Origin of the sequence: Lactobacillus taiwanensis, from assembly GCF_017894345.1 — a bacterium.
Classification (GTDB): domain Bacteria; phylum Bacillota; class Bacilli; order Lactobacillales; family Lactobacillaceae; genus Lactobacillus; species Lactobacillus taiwanensis.
This window is the reverse complement of sequence record NZ_CP059276.1, coordinates 633,514-656,973: the sequence shown is the minus strand read 5'-3', so window position 1 is coordinate 656,973 and position 23,460 is coordinate 633,514. Positions and strand designations below refer to the sequence as shown.

Below are 23,460 nucleotides of genomic sequence, written 5' to 3'. Positions count from 1 at the left end.
CTTTTTGAAGAATTATTCTAATTTTATTTCAAGCCTTCCCATTGCCAATCAGTAACTTCCGGCATATCTTTACCATTATCACGAATATATTGGTGATGTTTAGCAAGTAAAGTATCCATTTCGTCAATAAAGTCAGCATTCTTTTCACTCAATTCAGGGACGCTTTCTACTACATCTTTAGCTAAATTATAGCGATCAATATGGTTTAAAACACGCATATCAAATGGAGTAGTAATATCACCATTTTCTTCGTAGCCATGAATGTGAACATCATCTTTACCACGGCCACGGTCAAACCAAATCGATTCCATCATTGATTTAAAACCGTGCCAAGCAAAAATTACTGGTGTGCCCTTTGGGAAGAGACGATCAAATTCTTTATTGCTGATTGCTTCTGGATTCTTTTCAGGTGACATTAACTTCATCACGTCAATAACATTAATATATCGAATCTTTAAATCTGGAAACTTCTTATGGAGCAAATCAATTGCTGCTAAAGTTTCAATTGTTGGTTCAGTACCAGTTGAGGCAAAGACAACATCAGGTTTTGCGCCTTTATCAGTTGATGCCCAGTCAACATAACCAAGTCCCTTGTCAACTAACTTCTTCGCTTCTTCAATTGAGAACCATTGAGGACGAGGTTGTTTAGAGGTTACCAAAACGTTAATGCATTCACGATCTCTAAACGCCTTATCAGATACTGCAAGAAGCGAGTTTGTATCAGCTGGTAAGTATTCATGGATTAAATCTGGACGATTCTTCTCATAAAGGTGAGTAAGCATACCCGGATCTTGGTGAGTATATCCATTATGATCTTGTTGGAAAACAGTTGAAGTATCAACCAAATTTAAAGCTGGATAATCATGTCTCCAGGCTTGCTCTTTAGCCTTTCTAAGCCACTTCATGTGTTGAGTAAGCATTGAGTCAACTACACGACCAAAGGCTTCATAGGTAGCAAAGAATCCATGACGGCCGGTCAAAACATATCCTTCAAGCCAGCCTTCATCTTGGTGCTCAGATAATTGTGAGTCAATTACGCGACCTTCACGAGCCAAGTTTTCATCATTTGGAGTATGAATATTTTCCATCCATTGACGCTTTTGATTGTCTAAAAGTTGGAATAAACGGTTAGATTTTGTTTCGTCTGGACCAAAACCACGGAAATTATTTGGATTTAGTTCAGCCATCTTATCAAGATATTTAGCCCATTCAGCCATATCTTGCTTTTCAACAGAACCAGGCTTATCAAATTCAACGGCAAAATCACGATAGTCCGGCATATTCAATACCTTAGGATCAATTCCGCCATTAGTTATCGGATTCATTGCCATTCTTTGATCGCCAGATAGCGTATTTTCTTTAACAATGTCTTTTGGCGAACCATCTTTGTTAAATAATTCTTCAGGCTTGTAGCTTTCCATCCAATCAGTAAGCATTTCCTTATGAGTCATGTCGCCTTGAGCAACAGGAATTGGAATTTGGTGAGCACGGAAACTATTTTCAATTGGATTTCCATCTAAATCAAACTTAGGTCCAGTCCAACCCTTAGGTACTCTGAAGACAATCATTGGCCATTTCACTAATGAATCATCATTATTTTCACGAGCATGCTTTTGAATAGCCTTAATTTCTTCAACTACTTCATCCATGGTCTTAGCCATTTCTTGGTGGACTTCCATGTGGTCCTTATAACCATTAAATTCACCATCTTTATATGCAGAAACAAAGTAAGGCTTCCAGCCCATTCCTTCGAAATATTTAGTCAGATCTTCATCGCTCATTCTAGAAACGATAGTTGGATTAGAAATCTTAAAGCCATTGATTTGTAAAATTGGAATGACAGCACCATCTTTAATTGGGTTAATGAACTTACTTGAGAACCAAGAAGTAGCAAGTGGACCAGTTTCTGATTCACCATCACCAATTTCAACAGCTGCAATTACATCTGGATTATCTAAAATTGCACCAACACCATGAGAAAGTGAGTAACCTAACTCTCCACCTTCATGAATTGATCCTGGAGTTTCTGGTGCAGCATGAGAAGCAACACCGCCTGGAAAACTAAATTGCTTAAATAATTTAGCCATTCCCTTTTCATCTTGAGTAATTTCTGGATAACGTTCAGTATAAGAACCATCTAAATAAGAATTAGATACCATTACCTGACCGCCGTGACCAGAGCCTTCAATATAAAACATATTTAAATCATATTTTTTAATTGCACGATTTAAATGCGCATAAATAAAGTTTTGTGGAACGATTGTGCCCCAGTGACCAATTGGCTTAGGTTTTACGTCTTCAGCCTTTAATTCACCCTTTAAGAGGGGATTATTCATTAAAAATAATTGACCAACTGATAAGTAGTTAGCTGCACGCCAGTATGCATCAACACTCTTTAAATATTCTTGAGAATCGTAATTTACTGCCATACCAAAATATCTCCTTGAAATAGTTTTCATTGCTTATTACAGTACTAATCATAGATTATTCAATCCAAAAATTCAATCTTTTAGATTATTGGGACGGTCCAATTTTAATTGCTTAATAATATCTTTAAAAATTATCTATTTCTTTGCTCTTCTACTAGCACTTCAGGAATCTTAATATTTTTTCTAAAGTACTTTCGATATTGAGATTTTAACTTATTATCCGTAATCAATATATCTATCTGGTCGCAATCCATCACCTTATATGGTAAAGAAGGATCTGCTTTAAATTTATATTTTTCTGCTAGTAAAATAACTGTTTTGGTTCGTTGAATAACTTCTCTTTTAATTTGTGCATCAGAATGATTAACTACAAAAACACGATTTTTATTAACTGAAGATGTCTCAATTACTGCCATATCAAATTCATATTGATCAATTTCTTTCAAACAATTTTAAAAGTTATAGTCAAAGCCCAAGATCATGATGACGCGGCTGCTTGGAATAATAAGTTAGTCATGTATTTACAATCACAAATAGCGCTTAAGCAAATCCCAATCAATAAGGAACAAGATGCGCTAATTAATTCTCTTAGTAAATAGTGTAAAAATACTAACTTAAACTATGTATATCTGGCACCAGTTGATGATAGTTTACAATTTGATTAAACTATCTTATTTATCAAAAAAGACATCGCTTCTCTCAATCCCCCGAGAAAAACGATGTCTTTATTTTTATTCTTGACTTAAATTAACAAAGGTATTGTATTTCATATATTTGTAGTGGATACGCATATTTGAAACTTCAAACGGCGTTCCATCATCTAAAAAGAAAATACCTTCCATCACACCCACTGGTTCATTAGGAGCAAGCATCAACTTTGATTGATCTTCTAATGTTGACGGTTCAACAGTAATCGTTAAGAATGATCGTGTTACTGTTTTGTTTTGTGTGTCTTCTAAATAATTGAACAGCGATCCCTTTAAAATATCTGGATTTAATTCTGGTGTAATCTTAATTGGGATAAAACCAGTTTCAATCAAAAATGGTTGATCGTCCAATAAACGCAGCCTCTTAATTTGGTAAACAAAATCTGATTCTTTCAAAAATAGATCTTGTCTTAAATCTTCATCAGCCTTAATTACTTGATAGTCTAGTAACTCAATACTTTGCTTTTTACCTGGAACACTAAAAGAATCCGTAATACCTAAATTTGATCCCTCATATTTAAAGAGAGCTTGATTTTTCAAATAAAGAGGATTAATAAAAGTGCCACTGCCTCTTTTTTTGAAAACTATTCCCTGCTGAGCAAGTAATCCTAAAGCTCGCTTCATAGATGAACGGCTTACATGGTAATAGTCGCTTAAACTCCGTTCATCTGGTAAGCGCATATCTTCATATTCATTATTAAGTATTTTTTGTTTAATATCGCGCATTACTGAGCGATAGACTAAATCAGTCATTATTTTCTCCCATTATTGGCAGCTTGGATACTCTGAATGAACCAAGTCGCAAACTTCTCTGTATCGACGTCGGTTGCAATTTGTGCATTATGTTTTTCACTTAAGAAATCCATTACGCTAGCGCCATATGTATAGCGTCCAGCTAATTCAATCTCAACATTGGCTGATTTTAAGGTGAAAAATTCAGGATGAAGCATAATTCCTACGGCAGTTGGATCATAAATCTTAATTCTAGTATCCCCATCAGGTTCATGAATATTTGAAAACATTGAATATAGCATATTTCCAACTTCGCCACATTCTTTTATCTTATCCATTTGGTCTTTGGTTAGATGTGCCTTATCACCAATTTCAATCGGAGCAACATAGACTGGCAAGCCAGAATGAAAAACAATTTGAGCAGCTTCTGGATCTCCAGCAATATTGTATTCTGCAAACGGGCTATGATTTCCATGACCAATATTTCCACCCATAATATAAACTTCAGCAATATTTTCTACTACATCAGGATATTGCTTAAACAAAAGTGCGAAATCAGTTAAGGGACCAACACCTAAAAGAGTTACTTTTTCAGGACTATTTTTTATTACTTCATACATCTTAGTAGCAGCAAGTCCTTTTTCAAGCAAATCACCATTTGCAGTTTCAAATTCAAAACCAGCGATCCCTGTTTTACCATGAACAGAAGCAGCACTAATGGCTGGACGCACTAGTGGTTGATTAGCACCCTTCACTACTGGCACTTTAGTATGTAAAAACTTCTCTAAATCAAGAGTATTTTGTAGGGTATGCTCTAAAGAAACATTGCCCCAAGTTGGTACAATCATCTTAACACCTAATTCATCTGCAAATAAACTTATTGTCATTGCAGCTACATCATCGATGCCAGGATCTGTACTAATAATCAAGGGCTTTTTTGACATAAAGGTCCTTCTTTCTAAATTTACGTATCATCTTTATTATGAACTAAGATTAACAACAAAAAAAGACTTGAAGTGGTCAAGTCTTTAAAAGTTAAAATATTTTTTGATTTTCAATTTTCTTTTTAACAAATCCATACTTATCAAGGAGCTCATCATTTATATGATGCGCACTTTCAATAATTGTTCCGGGTACTTGATATATTAGTTCTCTAATCTTCTCACTATTCTTATCATCTAAAGCCGCAGTAATTTCATCAAGTAAAACAATAGATTTATTTCTTAAAAGTGCACGAGCTATTATTAATCTTTGCTTTTGTCCGCCCGAAATATTTTCCCGGGTTGGATTTATTTCTTTATTAAGGATATTTTCTCCTAATTCTGCTACTAATCCTACTTTTTCCAAGATTTTCATTAGCTCTTTATCAGAATAGTTTTCGCCTAAAGATAAATTATCCCTGATTGTTCCCTCAAAAATCCACGGTGTCTGCGCAATATATGTTACGTCAGCTAAACTTGGCTTTCTTTTGTCAATCAACACTTTTCCTTTATTAGGCTTAATCATACCAGCTATTAAATTCAGAAAGGTACTCTTCCCTGCTCCTGATGGACCTTGCAATAATATTTTACTTCCATAAGGAATATTTAAACTAAGATTCTGATAAATTTGGTGCTCATTATAATCCACTTCAACATTTTCTAACTCAATATTAGAATGACTTAAACTATTTTCTTGTAAATCAAGCACTCTTTGATTAATGCTTTTAAATTTTCTCAAATTAGTTGTTCCTGTTACTTCTGACCAACATTGCATCAAAATACGAAAATTTTGAACTACACTATTTGCAGAAAGAGTTAAGGAAAGAAGTGCACTAATAGTGACACTAAATAAATTATTAATAACAAAGTAAAAACCAATTGCCCATGGTCCTATTAAAGCTAAAATTGTAAATAATAAGTTTGCATATTGAACAAGCCATTGCAAATTTTCTTGTTTTAGAAGAATAGTTTCATTTTGATCAATAGAAGTAGAAACACGTTTAAAAAATAATTTTTGAGCATTATATTGCATAATATCTCGAAATCCGCGTAGCCAGTCACCGGCAGTGTGCATTACTTTAGTATTGCTTCTACTCCATTCTTCTCCTAATCTTCCAAGTTTTTTCTTACCAAAAAGCATTGGAATTAAACTTAAGCAAGAAAAAGCTACAAAAATAATTCCCATTAATATATTAACTTGTAAAACATAAATTGTTGAAATTACAGCAGCCACAGCAGTAGATAAAATCTCTGCAATTAGAGAGAAATAATTCTCATCGATCTTTGCAGCAACATTACTAATTTGATTCAACCCTTTTTCTGGTTCTTGATGATTTGAAAAACTGCTTAGAAGCATCTTCTTTTTAAGAGAAACTCTTAAAATTTTCCGTGCATAATTTAAGAGTATATTTTTCAAAACTAAAGCTGTATAGACAATGAAAAAGATGATAGTGCTTTGAATTAAAAATAAGATTAATTTATTTGAAGACACACCAACTAAATTAGGAAATTGTCCTAAAATAATTCCATTTACTACACCTTCAAAGCCACCAGCAATTAAAAATATTAAAATCAGTAATATCAACCACCCAGGAAGATTTTTAACTATCCACTTAAAGTTGATCCTCATAGTTTTTTCTCCTGAAATATACAAAATAAGAATGCTATCACTAACATTCTTATTGTCAAACAACTATATTTTACTAATGAATCACAGAACAACCACAACTTAGACTACTTGCAAAATGATTATGTTCTATTTTTTAATCAAATTAATATCCGTATTTTCATTTTTATCATCTGATTTCTTTAATTTATTTATAGTAGATACCACGGAATAAACATAATAATTAACCACATTTCTATTTCTAGTTAACTTTATATATTCATAATAAACATAGTTTTTATAAAAAAATGAAAGTGTTAAATTTAACACTTTCATTTTTTGTTTTTGAATATTCCTTTCATTCCACTATCTTTCATAACGCCAATAATTTCATCAATTTTTTCTTTGTTTCCAGCAAAATACTCTCGATAATATAACGTCATTATTTTTGCGAAACAATTATCGGGTTCTCCATTTAAATTATCTAATACTTGAAACACTTTCTTGATCAATTGAGTATCTGAATTTTGAACTTTAACAGAATAAGATAAAAAGTTTACTAGTACTGCGGATAAAACTAATCTAAATTCCTTTTCTTCCAAATTTAAATTAAGGTGGCGATTAATAATGGATTTTACCACTGAATTTAATTCAGAAATATCAAAAAGTGATATAGCAATCGCAAATAGCCTTAAATCTTCTACTTGCCATTCATCATTACTAAAAATAATCTTTTTAATATTTTCTTTTGACTTATCCGATAATGTATCAATACTGTTTGTAAAGTAAGCTTTTAAAAGAGATGCTTGTGCTTCTAAATTTTTTAACTCTAGTGTTTTTGGTTGTTTATTTTTCAATTTATTACTAATTTGCTCAATTTTCTCAATATTTCTCGTGTAATAGGCTACATGCAATTGTGTCAAATAGGATTTTTCACTTTCTTCTTGATTAGTAACAGAAATCTTTTTAAAAAATTCAACCACATCAATGTTATGTAAATTTAAAATTGATAATAAATCTTTTGTTTTAATATCAAAGAGATCACGTTCAATTTTTGAATAATGTGATTTCGTTAAAAAATCTCCAGCCATCTGAGACTGGCTTAATCCCAATCTTCTTCTTTCTGCTTTTAAAGCTTCTCCAATTGTCATTTTTATACCTTGATTACTACTTGATTAAACAAATAAGGACTCATTTTTTCAATGAGTCCAAATAATTACTTTCTCTTCTTATCTTCAATCGTACCATCGCTATGAGCAATAATTACTTCGTCGCACATATCTAGGAACAATCCATGTTCAACAACACCAACTGTATGATCCAAATAATCAGCTAAACCATGTGGTACAGGAGTTGGATCAGCAGCTAAGTCAATAATATAGTTGCCATAGTGCGTTACATAACGCTCGCCATTCTCATCTAAACGCCATTGCGGCTTTAATCCTTCTTCTTCAAAACGCTTGAAATTCTGTTCTGCAGAAACAGGTAGAACTTCAACTGGAAGCGGAAAGCCACTTAAATGATGAACAAGTTTTGATTCATCAACAATCCAAATAATCTTTTTAGAATTAATAGCTACGTTCTTCTCTAAAGTTAAGGCACCACCGCCACCTTTGATTCCATCAAGATTATCATCTACTCGGTCAGCTCCATCAACTGTTAAATCAGCTTGATCAATATCTGCTAATTCATCAACTTTAAAGCCGAGTCCTTCAAGTTGTTTCTTACTACGATTAGAAGTGGTAACAATATGCTTTAAGTTAAAGTCCTCTTTTTCTTTACGTTCACCCAACGCATCGATAAAGAATGCAACTGTTGAGCCAGTTCCAACCCCCAACACGGAATTAGATTTTACCACTTTAGCAGCCTTTGTAGCAGCTTCTTTTTTTAATTGATCTTGTTCAGTCTTATCCATTGCTTAATCCTCTTTTAAAGCTCTTTCAACAACATCTCTAGTAGGAATAGATGGGAAAGCTCCTACCTTTTGTACTGTAAATGACGATGATTTAGACGCATAAACTACGCTATCTTTTAAGTTACTTATATCAGCTTTTAACTCGCTAGCTAAAGCTCCTAAGAAAGTATCGCCAGCGGCGGTTGTATCAACTGCTTTTACTTTAAATGCCGGTACTACTTCCTCAATATCTTTATAAGAAATAAAGGATCCACGTTCACCAATTGTAATGATTACGCCTTTAATACCCATCTGATGGAAAATTTCACTGCTCTTTTTCATTGATTCTTCACTATCAACCTTAATGCCAGTGATACTTTCAGCTTCCGTTTCATTAGGTGTAATAATATCCGTTAACTCTAATAATTCTTGTGGAATATCAGTGCGTGCTGGCGCCGGGTTTAAAATAGTGGTTTTCCCAGCATTTCTTGCTATTTTAAAAGCTTCGATAGTTGCTTCAAGTGGAGTTTCAAATTGAGCAATTACAAACTCACTGTCTTCAATTTGATCTTTAGCATTTCTAACATCTTCAGCTGTTACATCAAAATTAGCACCGTGCTGAATAATAATCGAATTTTGTCCCGTTTCTTGAAGTAAAATATATGCTTGACCTGTTTGTTGATTGGGAGTTACAACTACATGCTCAACATTAACTCCATTATCCTCAAATTGTTCAAGCATAAAACGGCCATTATCATCATCACCAACACGGCCAACAAAGATTGTCTCATTTCCTGCTCGACTGCTTGCTACAGCTTGGTTTGCACCCTTTCCACCAGCAGCTTTGGAAAATTCTGACATAGCAATTGTTTCTCCTGGTTGAGGAAGCTTTTTAATGTGCATAATATTATCAACATTAATTGATCCAACAATCGTAACTTTATTCATCGCCTTTTCCTTTCACGTACGATCTTTTTCTTTTAATTATAGCAAAAAGAATCATTCATTATTTGTCTAAAACTATAAAGAAATTGATTTATAAAAATCATCCGCTTGTACAATAACAATTTGTCGATTCTTTTTTAAAATAAAAGTAAGCTATGATTAGTTTATTTACAGTATTTTTCTTTATATCATAATTGATCGATGGAATTGCTGCCATAGGATTACTTGTGTTACCGATGATGAACATAAAAGCTTTATCTGATTGCGATAACTTCTTAATTGTCTCTTCAACTTGCTTTGTACTCTTAACTTGTCCTGCCTTGTATGCTAATCATACCTTGCTTTAATAGCAGCATCCCTAGTTTGCTGATGATTAAACAAATCCATTTTTATACTTAAATTTTCTATCTTATTTTAAAATACTGCAGTCCACAATCAATAAAAAAGGAGCACATTAATTTTGCACTCCTCTTTAAGCTTCAAAATTTATTCACCTTCACCTGGACGTTGACCAAGTTCAGCTGACATCATCCAGATTCTCTTTTCAACAGCTGTATGATAGGCGATAAGTAAATCATTAGTAGAGTCATCGCCCTCATCTTCACTAATTTTTATACCACGTTCATAGTCATCACGCAGTTGCTTATAAGCATTCACAATTAATTGAAATCTTTCTTCGATTGATAAATCCCAGCTACCTAGTTGATCAGGAACATTTGTCTCTTCTAATACTTCTTCATAAGTAGAAATTGGATTACCATTAATTTCAATTAGTCTTTCAGCAACACCATCTTGCTGTTGTGCCAATTCATCCATTACTTCATCTAAGTATGGATGTAATTTCAAAAATCCACGTCCTAGCATATACCAATGATGTTGATGTACAAGCATATGAGTTTGAGTTAAATCAGCAACAATTTCATTCATAATCTTTTTAGTTTTTGGATAAGTCATAATATAACTCCTTAAAAAATATTAAACACTGATTACACGTAAATCATATCTAGAAAAGTTTCTAAAAGCTATTTATTTGCTTATTAATAAACAACTAAGCCAATAGCTAGGAAGGCTAAACAAATACCAAATTCAATCACTAATAATTTCCAGCAGAATTTAAACCACTTGTTAAAACCAATATTTACCATCATTAAACTCATTAAGATAAGACCTGTTGGGGCTATTAAACTAATAAAGCCTTGACCCCAGTTATAGGCATCAATAATGCTTGCGCGGTCAATTCCAACTACATTGGCTAAAGGAGCCATAATCGGCATTGATAGAACAGCTAAGCCAGATGATGATTGAATAAAGAAGCCTAATACAATATAGACCAAGAACATAAACCAAATAAATAAAAATGGTGGCATTCCAGATACTTGTTGACTAAAGAAATTCATAATCGTATCGCTTGTATGACTTTCTTCCATCACAATTGAAACAGCCCGTGCTAGGCCAATTGTTAAAGCAACTCCTAACAAGTCTGCCGCACCATTCACAAAGCTTTCAACAAATTTATGCTCATTCAAACCAGAAATAAAGGCAAAAATATATCCAGTTGCCAAAAAGACAACAGCAATTTCAGTAAAGTACCATCCTTTTTGTTGCACACCCCAAATCATCACAATAAAAGCAATTGCAAAAACTAGCAGAGTTAACTTCTGACGCCAAGTAAATTTCTGCTCTTTTACGGTGTCTTCTTGGTTCAAATACTCCTGATCTTCTTTAACAAAATCATTATAAACATATGACGCTTTTGGATTCTTTTGAACTTTTTTAGCATAGACAATAACATAAATCATCCCTACAATGACACATGTTGCCCACATACAAATGCGAAGTGGTAAAGCGTCAGTAAAGTTCACACCAGCAGTATTAGAAGCAATCACAGTTGAAAAGGGATTGATAGTTGATGCCATCGTACCAATACTGGTTCCTAGAAAAATGGTCGCTACTACTGTCATCCGATCAAATCCAGCAAGTAAGAAGACTGGAATTAATATTGGATAAAAGGCCATTGTTTCTTCTGCTAACCCAAAGGTCGTTCCACCAATAGCAATTAAGCCCATAACGAGGACAATTAATAATATTTGCTTACCCTTAATCTTTTTAGAAAGTGCCTGCATTCCAGCATCAATTGCACCATTAGCATGTACTACACCGATACAGCCACCTAAGATTAAGACAAAGGCAATAATATCAATACTTTGTGCAATCCCATTTATCTGAGAGGACAAGAATTGGTAGATTGCTCCAGCAAGCCCAGGCTTTTTCTGATCAATCTTTTTATATGAATCAGGAATCGCTACAGATTTATAAATTGTACCATTAGTAAACTTCTTAACATCAATTTTGACTTTATATTTATCCAAAGTCTTCTGTGTTGCAGCTTCTTTATGTTTACTTCCATCAGGTTTTGTAATCACAAATTCTTTACTTGGTTGATCATACTCAAGCGTTGCATAGTTACCGGATGGTATAAAAAACGTTAAGATTTGCACCAATAACAAAACGATAATAATAACTGTATATGCTGTCGGAAATTGATGCTTTTTCTTTTTTTGAATTATATTACTCATAATTTCTCCCAATCAATACTACAGTTTAATTTATAACTCTATTATAAATTTCTTTAATCAAATTTGCACGCGCTTACATCTGAAGATAAAAATAAGATGACTAGTATTTTCGGTCTAGTCATCTCATTATCAAATATAAATCCTATAATTCTGTCATTTCATCAGTATCCTTAGTATTTAAATCTACTAATTCACCTGATAATTTATAAATAACCCACTGTGCTAAGTTCACTACGTGATCCCCAATTCGTTCAAGTAAACGAATTACCATAAAGTAACTTGAAGAAGCAACGGCTGCTTCTGGATCCTGCTTAATTCCAGTAATGATTAAATTACGAGCCTTAACGTATTCCTCGTCTACTTCATCATCTTTTTGTGCAACTTCACGAGCCAATTTTTCATCATCTTGCACATAAGCCTTCAAAATTTGATCAAGCATAAAGTTAACCTTTTTAGCCATTGATTTAATAATTGCTTCAACTTCTGGAATACGAGGATTGCCTTTAACGCGAATTGTTTCCCAAGCAATTGAATTGGCATTTTCACCAATACGCTCTAAATCTCCAGTAGCCTTTAAAATACTAATTACATTTCTAAAATCACTAGCAACAGGTTGTTGCAGCGCCATTAATTTTAAAGTTCTTTTTTCAACTTTTGTAGCTGCGCGTGAAACTTTTTGATCATCTTTTACCAAGCTTTGAGCCAACTTTTTATCGTGTTCAACAAAAGCTTGAGTTGCTTCTTCAATTGCTTCACTAACGTCAATCCCCATACCCATAAAACGAGTATTTAACTTACGTAATTCATCTAAAAAAATTTCATGCATCTTAAAAAATCTCCTTATTAACCAAAACGTCCATTCAGATAATCACTAGTAATTTGCTTCTTAGGATTCATGAACATATCTGCTGTCTTACCATATTCGATCAAGTCGCCATTCATTAAGAATGCAGTGTAATCACTGATTCGAGAAGCTTGTTGCAAGTTATGAGTAACCATGATGAAAGTAAACTCATGTTTTAATTCAAGCAAAGTTTCTTCAATTTCACTACTTGAAATCGGGTCTAGCGCACTCGTTGGCTCATCTAACAAAACTACTTTTGGTCGAACTGCTAAAGCTCGAGCGATACAAATTCTTTGCTGCTGACCACCAGAAAAGGCCTGCGCATTTCGATCTAAGTTATCCTTAGTCTCTTTCCAAATTGCCGCTTGCTTCAAGCTCTCTTCAACGCGTTGATCAATTAATTCTTTGTCCTTTATTCCTGCAATTCTCAAGCCATAAGCAATATTATCGTATACAGAAAACGGAAATGGACTTGGTTGTTGAAAAACCATTCCAACTTCCTTACGTAATTCTACTAAATCCATCTTAGAATCATAAATATTTTGGCCCTCAAATTTAATATCGCCAGTAATATGAATATTAGGAATATCATCATTCATTCTATTTAAGCAACGTAAAAAGGTTGATTTTCCGCATCCTGACGGTCCAATAAGAGCGGTCAATTCTTTTTCTTCAAAATCTAAACTTATTCCATGTAAAGCTTCAACATTTCCGTAGCTTAAGTGAACATCCTTACTTGTAATAATATCTTCCACAATAGCTCCCTTATCCAAAACTTCCGCGAATATAATCTTCCGTAATCTCACCTTTAGGATTAGTGAAAATGTTTTCGGTAGTATCGTACTCTAAGACGTGACCCAAATGGAAAAATGCAGTATAGTCACTGATTCGACTAGCCTGCTGCATATTATGCGTAACCATAATCATAGTGTAATCTGTTCGAAGTTGCTTAAGAGTATCTTCAAGCTTAGAAGTCGACACTGGGTCAAGCGCGCTGGCTGGTTCATCAAGTAGTATAATTTCAGGCTTTATTGCCAAAGCTCGAGCAATACAAAGTCGTTGCTGCTGGCCACCAGACATGGCTAAGGCACTCTTATCAAGCTTATCCTTAACTTCATCCCACAAAGCAGCTGCTCTTAAACTTTCCTCTACAATCTGATCTAGCTTTTGCTTATTCTTTTCACCATTTGCTTTTAATGCATAGGTTATATTTTCTCTAATTGATTTAGGAAATGGATTAGGTTTTTGAAAAACCATCCCAATATTTTTTCTCAATTGATAAACATTAATATTATTCTTATTGATGTCTAAATCGTGATACCAAATTTCACCATCAACGCGTGCTACTTTATCATTCATTCGATTAAGACAACGTAAAAAAGTTGATTTTCCAGAGCCTGATCCTCCGATTAAAGCTGTAATTGTCTTTTTCTTAAATTGAAGACTAGCATTGAACAGTTTTTGAACTGTACCACCATAAAAAACACTAAGATCTTGAGTTGAAATTATTTGATCGTCTTTATTGAATTGATGAATAAAAGTAGGTGCTTCATTTACATTTTGCATAAAGTTCTCCTTATGACTTAGCAGCAGTTAACTTGCGGTATAAATGATTACCTAAAGCACGTGCTCCAAGGTTAAACAAAATTACTACTATGATTAATAATGCAGATGTTGCAGCTGAAACAATAGTTGCATCTGGAATAATTCCTTCAGTGTTAACTTTCCAAATATGAACTGCTAATGTTTCTGCTGGACGCATTATATTTAAGAAACTAGTTGGGCTAAGTGGGTTCCAGTTACTATAATCAATTGTTGATCCACTTTGTCCAGCTGTATAAATCAAGGCTGCTGCTTCACCAAAAATTCTACCTGCACTCAAGATAATTCCCGTTAAAATACCAGGCAAAGCTGCAGGTAACACAATACCTCTAATTGTCTTCCAATTAGATAGACCCAAAGCAAGGCCAGCATCTCTTTGAGCTTCAGGTACTCCCTCAATAGCTTGTTCAATATTACTTGTTAAAGTTGGCAAGTTAAAAAATGTTAAAGCTAAAGCACCAGAAATAATGGAAAATCCAAATCCAAATTGAACTACAAATAGCAAATAACCAAATAAACCAACAACAATTGAAGGAAGTGAACTCAAAATTTCGATTGTAGTTCTTATTAAACTAGTAAACCAATTATCTTTTGCATATTCAGCTAAATAAATTCCTGCTCCTAATGCAATTGGAAGTGAAATAATTAGAGTCAAAACTAGCAAATATAAAGAGTTAAATAATTGATCTCTTACTCCTCCCCCAGCTTGATAAGAAGAAGCTTCGGAAGATAAAAAATGCCATGAAAGATGCGGTACACCTGAAACTAAAATATTGCCTAAAATTCCAAAAAGAATAATTACAACAATACTCACTAAAGTATATATACCCGTTGTAGCAATTTTATTACGAGTTTTTGCATTCATTATTATTTCTGTCCTCTCTTTCCAATTAAGCGGACTAAGAAGTTAAAGACTAATGACATAATCAATAGTAATAATGCCAAAGACCAAAGTGCATTGTTTGGCAAGGTCCCCATAACCGTATTACCCATTTGACTAGTTAATTGACTAGTCAAAGTAGCTGATGGACTTACTAGGTTAGCTGGCATTAAGACTGCATTACCAATAACCATTTGTACAGCCAAAGCTTCACCAAAGGCCCTAGCCATCCCAAAAATTACTGCAGTCATAATTCTTGGCGAAGCAACTCGCAAAATCACCTTATAAATTGTTTGCCATTTAGTTGCTCCTAATGCTAGGGAAGCCTTTCGATAATCAGAGGGCACAGCTTTCAAACTATCAACAGTTAAAGACGTAATTGTCGGCAATACCATTACAAATAAAACTAAAGTAGCTGACAGAATACCAAATCCAGTTCCACCAAAAATATTTCTAATAAACGGAACAATAACTGTTAATCCCAAAAATCCATAAACAACAGACGGAATACCTACTAATAATTCAATAACCGACTGTAAAAAACGAGCGCCCTTTTTAGAAGAATACTCAGTCATAAAAAGTGCCACTGCAATTGCAAATGGAGTAGCTACTAAAGCTGCTAGTAACGTTACGGCAAATGAAGTGACAATCATTGCAGCTGCTCCTACATGATTTTTACCTTCACCTGGATCCCAATCGCTTGAAGTTAAAAAATGAAAGATATTTACATGATCTTTAGTAAAAGTTTCTAAACCATGAAATCCAATAAAGCCAATAATTGAAGCAACTAAAATAATAATTAAGATAATGGCAAAATATGTTAAACCTTTACCCCAATATTCTTGTCTGGTTTCTTTTGAAGGTTTAGTCAAACTAGCAACGTCAACCTTGCTAGCACCAATCTTCTTTAATTTAACATGAGGTACTTTTTGCTCATCTAAAGCAGATTCAACTACCTTTTTTAGATCTTTGTTATTCATCCAAACATCCTATTCTTTATTTCTGAACAATATGATTATTACTATCACGTTCGACTTTCATCTTATTAATACTAATATAGCCAAGCTTTGGTATTAAATCATTTTGCACCTTACTGCCAAGCATATAGTCAATAAACTTTTGAACATTTTTATTAGGTTTACCCTTAGTATACATATGTTCATAAGACCAAAGATGCCAACGATTAGTCTCTACATTTTTATTCGTAGGCTTTATTCCATCAATGCTCAATTTTTGAATATTTTCATCATTAGCATATGGGAAGGAAATATATGAGATTGTCCCTGGAGTAGAGCTAACAATCTTACGTACAGTACCGTTAGAATCTTGTTCTTGAGCTTGGATCGGCTTTTTTCCATTCAAAATTAAACCTTCAAAAGTTCCGCGAGTACCACTACCCTTAGACCGATTAATTACGGTGATATTTTGATTTTTACCACCAACTTGTTTCCAGTTAGTAATCTTACCGGTAAAAATATCGCTCAATTGTTGTTTAGATAAATTTTTAACACCAGCACTCTTATTAACAATTGGCACAATACCAACAACTGCAACTAGGTGGTTTTGCAATTTTTTAGCATTAATTCCTTTTTGCGTTTCAGCAAATACGTCTGACGTGCCAATTTCAACAGCTCCAGCTTGAACTTGACTAAGGCCAGTTCCAGATCCTCCACCTTGAACCACAATATTACTGTCTGGATGAGAAAGACGGTAGTCATTTCCTGCTTGTTCTGCAAGTAACTGCATAGCACTTGATCCAACAATAGTAATCTTATTACTATTGTTAGCACAACCTGTAAGTCCGATTAAAATAGCTAACAATCCGCAAATAGCGACTATTTTAAATTTTAATTTTTTTTGCATCGATTTCTCCATGTAAATTTACAGTATTTAACAACATTATTCTATCATATAACTATATGTCAAAAGAATGCCTAAACCCAACAAAAAAACTAGGTTTTTCAACCTAGCTAAAAATTATTTTTCTCTAACGTTTTCATAAACATACGAAATTTCATTTGGACGATAGACTCCATGCAACTCGCCCACTTTAGTAAAGTTCATTTTATCTATTAAATGTTGCATGGCCGTGTTGTTTTCGTGAGTATCAATGCGAATACTATCAACATCCTTACGATTATCACGAATGTAATCAATCACTTCAGTTAACAGCTTAGTTGCATAACCGTGACCAGCATGCTTAGAATGAATGGCAACGCGGTGAATGACAACATACTTATCTGTATCAAGTAACCATTTACCATGTAATTGATCATACGAATGATCCGGTGCTTCAACAATTGAAATTGCTCCGACTGTTTCGCCATCAGCTGAAACTGCCAAGTAAGCAAATCCCTTTTCAATATCTTCTTTAATTTGATCTGGAGAAGGATATTCCCCTTGCCATTGATCAACACCACGCTCAGCTAATTGGTTAGCTCCATCCTTCAAGATAGTCATGATTTGATCATAGTCATTTATTGTGGCTTGTCTAATCTTCATTAAACTCATCCCTTTCCAACTTTTTTTATCAAGAGAATATTATAAATGAAAAGCACTCTCCTTGTAAAAAGAAAGTGCTTATTTGAAAGAATTCTTAGTATTTACAAAACCTTAGAAAGGAAATCTTTGGCACGCGGACTTTGTGGATTTTCAAAAATTTGTTCAGGACTACCTTGTTCTTGTAGATATCCATCTGCCATAAACCAAACTTCATTAGAAACTTCACGTGCAAAACCCATTTCATGAGTAACAATGACCATTGTCATTCCAGAATCAGCTAAGTCTTGCATAGTTTTTAAAACTTCCCCAACCATTTCTGGATCGAGTGCACTTGTCGGTTCATCAAAAAGCATTACTTCTGGATCCATCGCAAGTGCTCGAGCAATTGCCACACGTTGCTGCTGACCACCAGAAAGACTAGAAGGATATTGCTTAGCGCGATCTTTTAACCCAACTTTATCAAGGAGTTCTAAAGCCTGCTTTTCAGCTACTTCTTCACTTACCCCTTTAACCTTCATTGGTGCAAGTTTAATATTTTCAATTACATTCATATTTGGAAAGAGATTAAAACTCTGGAAAACCATTCCCATTTTTTCACGTAAAACGTCCAATTCTTTCTCACTAATATGTGTTAAATCTTGACCATCAAAAATAATTTTGCCACTAGTTGGCGTCTCAAGCACATTAAGACAGCGTAAAAAAGTACTCTTTCCTGAGCCAGACGGACCAATAATACTAATGACCTTTCCCTTATCAACATTTGCGGAAATATCTTTTAAAACTTCTTTTTTACCAAAACTCTTTTTTAAGTGTTCAACCTTAATCATTGCTGTCATTACGTTTCATCCTCTTTTCAAAGTGGTTCAACAACCTCGTTAATGAGAAAGTTAGAATAAAGTAGATAATCATGGCAATGAATAATGGCAATACACCCTTATAAGTTGAAGTCTGAACTAATTGCGTTTGGTACATTAATTCAGCAACCCCAATTACTGAAACTAGGGAACTATCCTTCAATAAAGTAATAAATTCATTGCCTAAAGCTGGCCAAATGTTTTTAATTGCCTGCGGAATAATGACATATCTAAAGGCTTTTTGACGGCTTAAACCAAGTGAGCGAGCAGCTTCCATCTGTCCCTTTGGTAAAGAATCAATTCCTGACCTAATATCTTCAGCCACATAGGCTCCCGAATTAAGTCCAATAGCAATAATACCTGCAACCAAAGCGGAAAGATTAGAAATCAAATACCCAATTCCAAAGTAAACAAATAAAATTTGTACCATTTGTGGCGTACCACGGATAAATTCAATGTAGCAAACAGCAAGCCAGTGTAAAATTGGATTCTTTGATAAACGCATCAAAGCCAAAATAATACCTAAAACAATACCAATAATTACTGAAAAAATAGTAATTACGATTGTGTACCAAATACCCTTAAAGAAATATGGAATGTACTTGGCAAAAGTATTACTTTTCTTTTCTGTCTTCATATATTTAGCAGCCGCTGGTAAATATTTTTTACTAATCAAGTCCTTTTCCTGAACTTGATCAATTGTCTTATTTACTTGAGCTACTAAATCATCTTGTCCTTTAGCAATTGCAACTGCATTTCCCGCTTGAGTTTCTTTTAAGTTTGAACGAACTGCAGCCAAGCCACTATTATTTTCGGCATATGCTTTAGCAATTAATTCTTCTACTACTACTGCAGACACCTTGCCTGATTGCAAGGCTAAAACCAAGTTGTTAATTTTTCCAAGACCTTTTAATTTAGAATCTTTCATTTGAGACTTAACTAAATTATATTGGTTACTTCCTGTTTGTGCTCCAACCGTTTGACCTTTAAGACTTTGAATACTAGTGTATTTGTCTTTATCTCTTTTATTTACTAAGAAATATTCACCACTTGGTTTATAGTAAATTTTTGAAAAAGCTACACTTTGCTTTCTTTCAGGGGTAGGCGTCATTGCCGAAATAACCATGTCTACTTTTCCTGTTTCAAGTGCAACTAACAATGAATCAAAAGACATATTCTTAATAACTAACTTCACACCTAAGTCTTTAGCAATGTCTTTGGCTAGTTCAACATCTACTCCAACATATCTAGTCTTACCATTTTCACTCGTGGTAAATTCTAGTGGCGGATAATCAGCAGATGTACCGACTACTAATTCTCCACTCTTTTTAATCTTCTTCAAGACACTACCTTCTGCTACTTGCTTTTGACTAGCCGCTTGAGCTGGCTTGATAAAAGTAGCACCGAGTGAGAAAAACATCAAAAGTGCAAAGAAAAAGCTTAACAGTTTTGTTTTTTTCATTACATTCATTCCCTCTACAATTACTATTAAAAAACTGAAAATTTAAGCTTTTGTTAATTATAGCGAATGAAATGTAATCTAGACAAGTCATTCAAGAAGATTATTCACTCAAATAAGTTTTTATTGCTTGTAAATTTTTCTTAGCTTCTTTTACACCGATTTGGTATACGCGCCTCAATTCTTGAGGATCTTTCTCCATTGTGCCAATTTCTAAAGGATAAGGCGGTCTGATAACAAACATTTTGCCTTGTACTTCTTTTTTTCTAATGTAATTAAGCACATCATTATAATCTTTTGCTCTTGTCTTTAGTTTTTTCAAGACTGCAGGATATTTATGTAGGATCAATTCTAAAGCTGGATATAATTTGCTTGCTTCTTTTTTATAAGAGAGTGGCTGCGTCAAAATGACAACGTTCTTGTTGTAGCCAATTTTTTCAAAAAATTTAATGGGAATTGAATCGCTAATTCCACCATCCCAATACTTACGACTTCCAATTTCAACTGGCCGAGCAAAAACCGGAATGGATGAAGAAGCGCGAATCCATTCTAAGTCAGCCTCCTTGCCAGACAACAATTTATGGTATACCGCTGCTCCATTATTAATATCAGTTGCTACACACCAAAAATCCATTGGATTTTTTTGAAAAGTAGCTGTATCAAAAATATCAAGTTTAACTGGTAACTCATGATAACAAAAGTCAGCCCCATATAAATCACCAGTCTTCAGCCACGATTGCCAACTAGATAGACGTGGATCACTAGCATATTTTACGTTATAGCGCAGAACTCTTCCGATTTGTCTTGACTTATAATTGCAGCCAAAAGCAGCTCCAGCTGATACACCTATTGCACCATCAAAATCAATGCCTGCTTTCATCAGAGTATCGATGACTCCAGCAGTAAACATGCAGCGCATTGCGCCACCTTCCATTACTAAACCTTTTTTCATACTTCGCCACCTCCGTATTTTTACTATTTTAGCAAGAAAAAACTGCTAGTTAAAACTAGTAGTTAAAGTTTATTTATTTTTTGACTCTTTTCTTAACTCGTCAATTAAAATTAATGGTATCGGAATACATACTAATCTAATCCAATCATGTGCATTAAGCGGCTCCGTACCCAAAAATGACTGAAAGACTGGTACATATGAAATGCATAGTAGCAAGACAATTTCCATAACCTTATATACTTCAGCTCTTGATGGGTGAATCCATCATAACGGTTAATCCTAAGAAGGTGAGATCTCTTCCAACTGTATCAATTGTTGCAAGATCTAAATCATCCATTATCTTTTGATCAAGATTACGGCCGGCAACTGCTAAGACGCGCAAATCATCTTTAGCATAGCCATCATTAGCTCGCATAATCTTATCTTTTATTTCCTGGGTAATAGGCTGAATGTTGCCGTTGCATAAGTAAGAAGTACATTTATCAACGACACAATTTAGTGCACTCCTCAGTATAGGTATTAAAACGATGCGTACCATCTGAGTTCTGAATTACTGTCATCATTTTTCTACTTGAATCAAATGGCAAATCTTTAACGCGCGGTGTTTTTTCCACTTCTGCTTCAACATCTATCTTTCCTTTTCTTGCAACAACTTCAAGGCATGCTTCAGTTGGATCACCTAAGATTTGGTAGCGTGGATGTTGCTTATTCGGATTTTGAATTCTTGCATTATCTGCAAAAACGCCACCAAGTAATACTTCTTTCAAGGTGTTATTGTCTTTTGCAAAAACATGCGTTGGACCTTCTTTAATATGGCCTCGAACTGCATAACCTTCTCCTAAAACATGATAACTTTTTTCTAAAGTCCAGAGTTCTTTTACAGTCATTTCGTTCTTAGTTAAAGTGCCTGTTTTATCGGAACAAATGACAGAAGTTGACCCTAGCGTTTCAACACTAGATAAACGCTTAATCCAGGCATGCTTTTTTGCCATTCTTTGAACTGCTCCGGCCAAAGACAATGTGACAGTTGGCTCTAATCCTTCTGGAATAAAAGCCACAATCATCCCTAAAACAAAGACAAAAGCTTTTACTAACGGGTAATGTGCAAAGAAAGTTGCAACTAATATGCACATAAAGTTAATATACTAAAAAAGGAGCAGTCTTTCGACTACTCTTCATTCTTTGATAGATTTTGCTTTTGATATTTATATTCTTCAAAAATCCCTTCCAGAATAATTACTTCTAAAACTAGCAATCCAAATACGCCTTGTTCTGAAGCTGCAAAGATATTCGTACCAATATTAATCCATAAGCCGACGCTTCCAATTAAAGCCAAATAAACAACTGGTGAAACCCAGATAAACTTATGAAGCTTAATCGAAGTAAAAATATATGCTGCAATTACAATTACTGCTAAAGGTGGCATTGCATAAGAAAAAGCTTGCATTTTCATTCCTACTTTCCAGGCCAAGTATTAGTTGTGTTCCAGCTATTCAAGCCACCAATCCAGCCTTTACTCATTGAAATTTCTTTAATCTTTTCAAGTAATGCTTCTTCATCTTTTTCTAAATGGAGATGGTTTACTAAACAAATTGTATTCACATTTTGATAAGTTGCACGTGCTTCATCAATGTCATCTTGAACATTATGTTCTAACTTGTCTAAGGCAACTTCAAGTTGTTCTAATAAGTATTCGTTGCCTTTTCTATCATAATAAGTCTTAGCAAGTGAAATAAAGTCATTTAACACTTGTTCCAATTCATTTTTCATATTTTTGTCCTCCAAAGAGTAGTTTTGTTTCCAAATATTATCATTTATTCATTAATTTTACTATCATTTTTTTATAAAAAATAAAAATGGAATAATTTCGCATATTTTATGACCGATCTGGTATTTTTTATTATCTCCTTCGAAAATATTGAATAAGCATGGATAAAAGGCTTCCTCCTCCAAAGAAAGATAAAAATAATATCGAATACCAGACATGTGTAAAATTATATAAATTGCCTAGGAAAAAAGTCGGGAAAATAATTAGCTCACCGATCCACTGAGCTCGTTTATACTTTTGATTCCATTCTAATAAGTTCTTCGTAGAAGTAAATATAATAGAAGAAATTAGCAATAAAACAACTAAAATTAAAGCTACTACCTGATTAAAACTTCGCCAAGAAAATCCATAACTGTAGATATCACCTAGAAATACAATCAACCCAACTGATGTAATAATCTACGATAAAATTCTAAGACCAATAATTTTTTCTTTTTTACTCATGAATATTTTTCTTACTCTTTAAACGTTGTTGGATCCTATCTTTGCCATAATAATACGTGATCGAAAACACACTCATACTTATAATTCCGACAAAAAAGCTTAGCATAATGCTGTCACTATTTGTTACATATAAAAACAGCTTATTCATGCAAAAGGCAAAGATCACACTGAGTGTAATTATCGTCCATTCTTCTGTATTTGTATCTTTATTTTGACGTGTTTTACT

Annotated in this window: 23 protein-coding genes and 2 pseudogenes; all 25 read right to left on the bottom strand. The window is 33.9% G+C overall.

Features of this window, described 5'->3' with window-relative positions:
• Positions 1-23: 23 nt before the first annotated feature.
• The 25 genes and pseudogenes from H1A07_RS03125 to H1A07_RS10595 all read right to left on the bottom strand — a co-directional run bounded on the left by H1A07_RS03125 (position 24) and on the right by H1A07_RS10595 (position 23,171).
• Positions 24-2,429 (bottom strand): phosphoketolase family protein, encoded by a 2,406-nt coding sequence (locus H1A07_RS03125; protein WP_210145324.1) that lies wholly within the window; start codon positions 2,427-2,429, stop codon positions 24-26.
• Positions 2,430-2,560: 131 nt separating this feature from the next.
• Positions 2,561-2,881 (bottom strand): annotated as a pseudogene (locus H1A07_RS03120) (DeoR/GlpR family DNA-binding transcription regulator); the annotation flags it as partial.
• Between the two features lie 279 nt (positions 2,882-3,160).
• Entirely contained in the window at positions 3,161-3,889 is a 729-nt protein-coding gene (locus tag H1A07_RS03115) for a GntR family transcriptional regulator (RefSeq protein WP_003647599.1), read from the bottom strand.
• Complete coding sequence (locus tag H1A07_RS03110) at positions 3,889-4,812, bottom strand: nucleoside hydrolase (RefSeq protein ID WP_210145323.1); 924 nt, start codon at positions 4,810-4,812, stop codon at positions 3,889-3,891. The genes H1A07_RS03115 and H1A07_RS03110 overlap by 1 nt, the downstream gene beginning before the upstream one ends.
• 91 nt (positions 4,813-4,903) lie before the next feature.
• Positions 4,904-6,478, bottom strand: coding sequence for an ATP-binding cassette domain-containing protein (locus tag H1A07_RS03105; RefSeq protein ID WP_210145322.1), 1,575 nt, complete (start codon positions 6,476-6,478; stop codon positions 4,904-4,906).
• A 308-nt stretch (positions 6,479-6,786) separates the two neighbouring features.
• A complete protein-coding gene (locus tag H1A07_RS03100) occupies positions 6,787-7,605 on the bottom strand; it encodes a helix-turn-helix domain-containing protein (RefSeq protein ID WP_210145321.1) in 819 nt (272 codons plus the stop codon).
• A 65-nt stretch (positions 7,606-7,670) separates the two neighbouring features.
• The gene (rpiA, locus tag H1A07_RS03095) at positions 7,671-8,369 is read right to left on the bottom strand and encodes a ribose-5-phosphate isomerase RpiA (protein ID WP_094499117.1); all 699 of its coding nucleotides are present in this window, start codon (positions 8,367-8,369) and stop codon (positions 7,671-7,673) included.
• Positions 8,370-8,372: 3 nt separating this feature from the next.
• Positions 8,373-9,296: a ribokinase gene (gene rbsK, locus H1A07_RS03090; RefSeq protein ID WP_094496470.1), complete on the bottom strand. Its 924-nt coding sequence runs from the start codon at positions 9,294-9,296 to the stop codon at positions 8,373-8,375.
• 483 nt (positions 9,297-9,779) lie between these two features.
• On the bottom strand, positions 9,780-10,247 hold the full coding sequence (locus H1A07_RS03085) for a Dps family protein (protein ID WP_210145320.1): 468 nt from the start codon (positions 10,245-10,247) through the stop codon (positions 9,780-9,782).
• A gap of 83 nt (positions 10,248-10,330) precedes the next feature.
• The gene (locus tag H1A07_RS03080; protein WP_210145319.1) at positions 10,331-11,869 is read right to left on the bottom strand and encodes a YfcC family protein; all 1,539 of its coding nucleotides are present in this window, start codon (positions 11,867-11,869) and stop codon (positions 10,331-10,333) included.
• Positions 11,870-12,011: 142 nt separating this feature from the next.
• Positions 12,012-12,695, bottom strand: coding sequence for a phosphate signaling complex protein PhoU (gene phoU, locus H1A07_RS03075; RefSeq protein ID WP_057718973.1), 684 nt, complete (start codon positions 12,693-12,695; stop codon positions 12,012-12,014).
• A 17-nt stretch (positions 12,696-12,712) separates the two neighbouring features.
• Positions 12,713-13,468, bottom strand: a complete 756-nt coding sequence (pstB, locus tag H1A07_RS03070) for a phosphate ABC transporter ATP-binding protein PstB (protein WP_094499192.1) — start codon at positions 13,466-13,468, stop codon at positions 12,713-12,715.
• 10 nt (positions 13,469-13,478) lie between these two features.
• Positions 13,479-14,279 carry a phosphate ABC transporter ATP-binding protein PstB gene (gene pstB / locus H1A07_RS03065; protein ID WP_057718974.1) on the bottom strand — a complete coding sequence of 267 codons (801 nt, stop codon included), beginning with the start codon at positions 14,277-14,279 and terminating at the stop codon, positions 13,479-13,481.
• A 10-nt stretch (positions 14,280-14,289) separates the two neighbouring features.
• Positions 14,290-15,180 carry a phosphate ABC transporter permease PstA gene (gene pstA / locus H1A07_RS03060; RefSeq protein WP_057718975.1) on the bottom strand — a complete coding sequence of 297 codons (891 nt, stop codon included), beginning with the start codon at positions 15,178-15,180 and terminating at the stop codon, positions 14,290-14,292.
• 2 nt (positions 15,181-15,182) lie between these two features.
• Positions 15,183-16,175 (bottom strand): phosphate ABC transporter permease subunit PstC, encoded by a 993-nt coding sequence (gene pstC, locus H1A07_RS03055; protein WP_094496475.1) that lies wholly within the window; start codon positions 16,173-16,175, stop codon positions 15,183-15,185.
• Positions 16,176-16,191: 16 nt separating this feature from the next.
• A complete protein-coding gene (locus H1A07_RS03050) occupies positions 16,192-17,058 on the bottom strand; it encodes a phosphate ABC transporter substrate-binding protein (protein ID WP_210145318.1) in 867 nt (288 codons plus the stop codon).
• A gap of 114 nt (positions 17,059-17,172) precedes the next feature.
• Positions 17,173-17,697: a GNAT family N-acetyltransferase gene (locus H1A07_RS03045; RefSeq protein ID WP_210145317.1), complete on the bottom strand. Its 525-nt coding sequence runs from the start codon at positions 17,695-17,697 to the stop codon at positions 17,173-17,175.
• A gap of 101 nt (positions 17,698-17,798) precedes the next feature.
• A complete protein-coding gene (locus H1A07_RS03040; RefSeq protein ID WP_275952021.1) occupies positions 17,799-18,533 on the bottom strand; it encodes an amino acid ABC transporter ATP-binding protein in 735 nt (244 codons plus the stop codon).
• Positions 18,517-20,013 carry an ABC transporter substrate-binding protein/permease gene (locus H1A07_RS03035; RefSeq protein WP_210145316.1) on the bottom strand — a complete coding sequence of 499 codons (1,497 nt, stop codon included), beginning with the start codon at positions 20,011-20,013 and terminating at the stop codon, positions 18,517-18,519. The genes H1A07_RS03040 and H1A07_RS03035 overlap by 17 nt, the downstream gene beginning before the upstream one ends.
• Before the next feature lie 100 nt (positions 20,014-20,113).
• Positions 20,114-20,962 carry a patatin-like phospholipase family protein gene (locus H1A07_RS03030; protein WP_210145315.1) on the bottom strand — a complete coding sequence of 283 codons (849 nt, stop codon included), beginning with the start codon at positions 20,960-20,962 and terminating at the stop codon, positions 20,114-20,116.
• A 69-nt stretch (positions 20,963-21,031) separates the two neighbouring features.
• Positions 21,032-21,190 carry a cation transporting ATPase C-terminal domain-containing protein gene (locus tag H1A07_RS10520; protein WP_210145485.1) on the bottom strand — a complete coding sequence of 53 codons (159 nt, stop codon included), beginning with the start codon at positions 21,188-21,190 and terminating at the stop codon, positions 21,032-21,034.
• Positions 21,191-21,215: 25 nt separating this feature from the next.
• A pseudogene (locus H1A07_RS03020) lies at positions 21,216-22,089 on the bottom strand (HAD-IC family P-type ATPase); the annotation flags it as partial.
• Positions 22,090-22,130: 41 nt separating this feature from the next.
• Positions 22,131-22,409 carry a hypothetical protein gene (locus H1A07_RS03015; protein WP_244974166.1) on the bottom strand — a complete coding sequence of 93 codons (279 nt, stop codon included), beginning with the start codon at positions 22,407-22,409 and terminating at the stop codon, positions 22,131-22,133.
• 8 nt (positions 22,410-22,417) lie between these two features.
• Positions 22,418-22,732 (bottom strand): bacteriocin immunity protein, encoded by a 315-nt coding sequence (locus H1A07_RS03010; protein WP_094499126.1) that lies wholly within the window; start codon positions 22,730-22,732, stop codon positions 22,418-22,420.
• A gap of 130 nt (positions 22,733-22,862) precedes the next feature.
• On the bottom strand, positions 22,863-23,171 hold the full coding sequence (locus H1A07_RS10595; protein WP_210145313.1) for a LacI family bacteriocin immunity protein: 309 nt from the start codon (positions 23,169-23,171) through the stop codon (positions 22,863-22,865).
• Positions 23,172-23,460 lie beyond the last annotated feature (289 nt).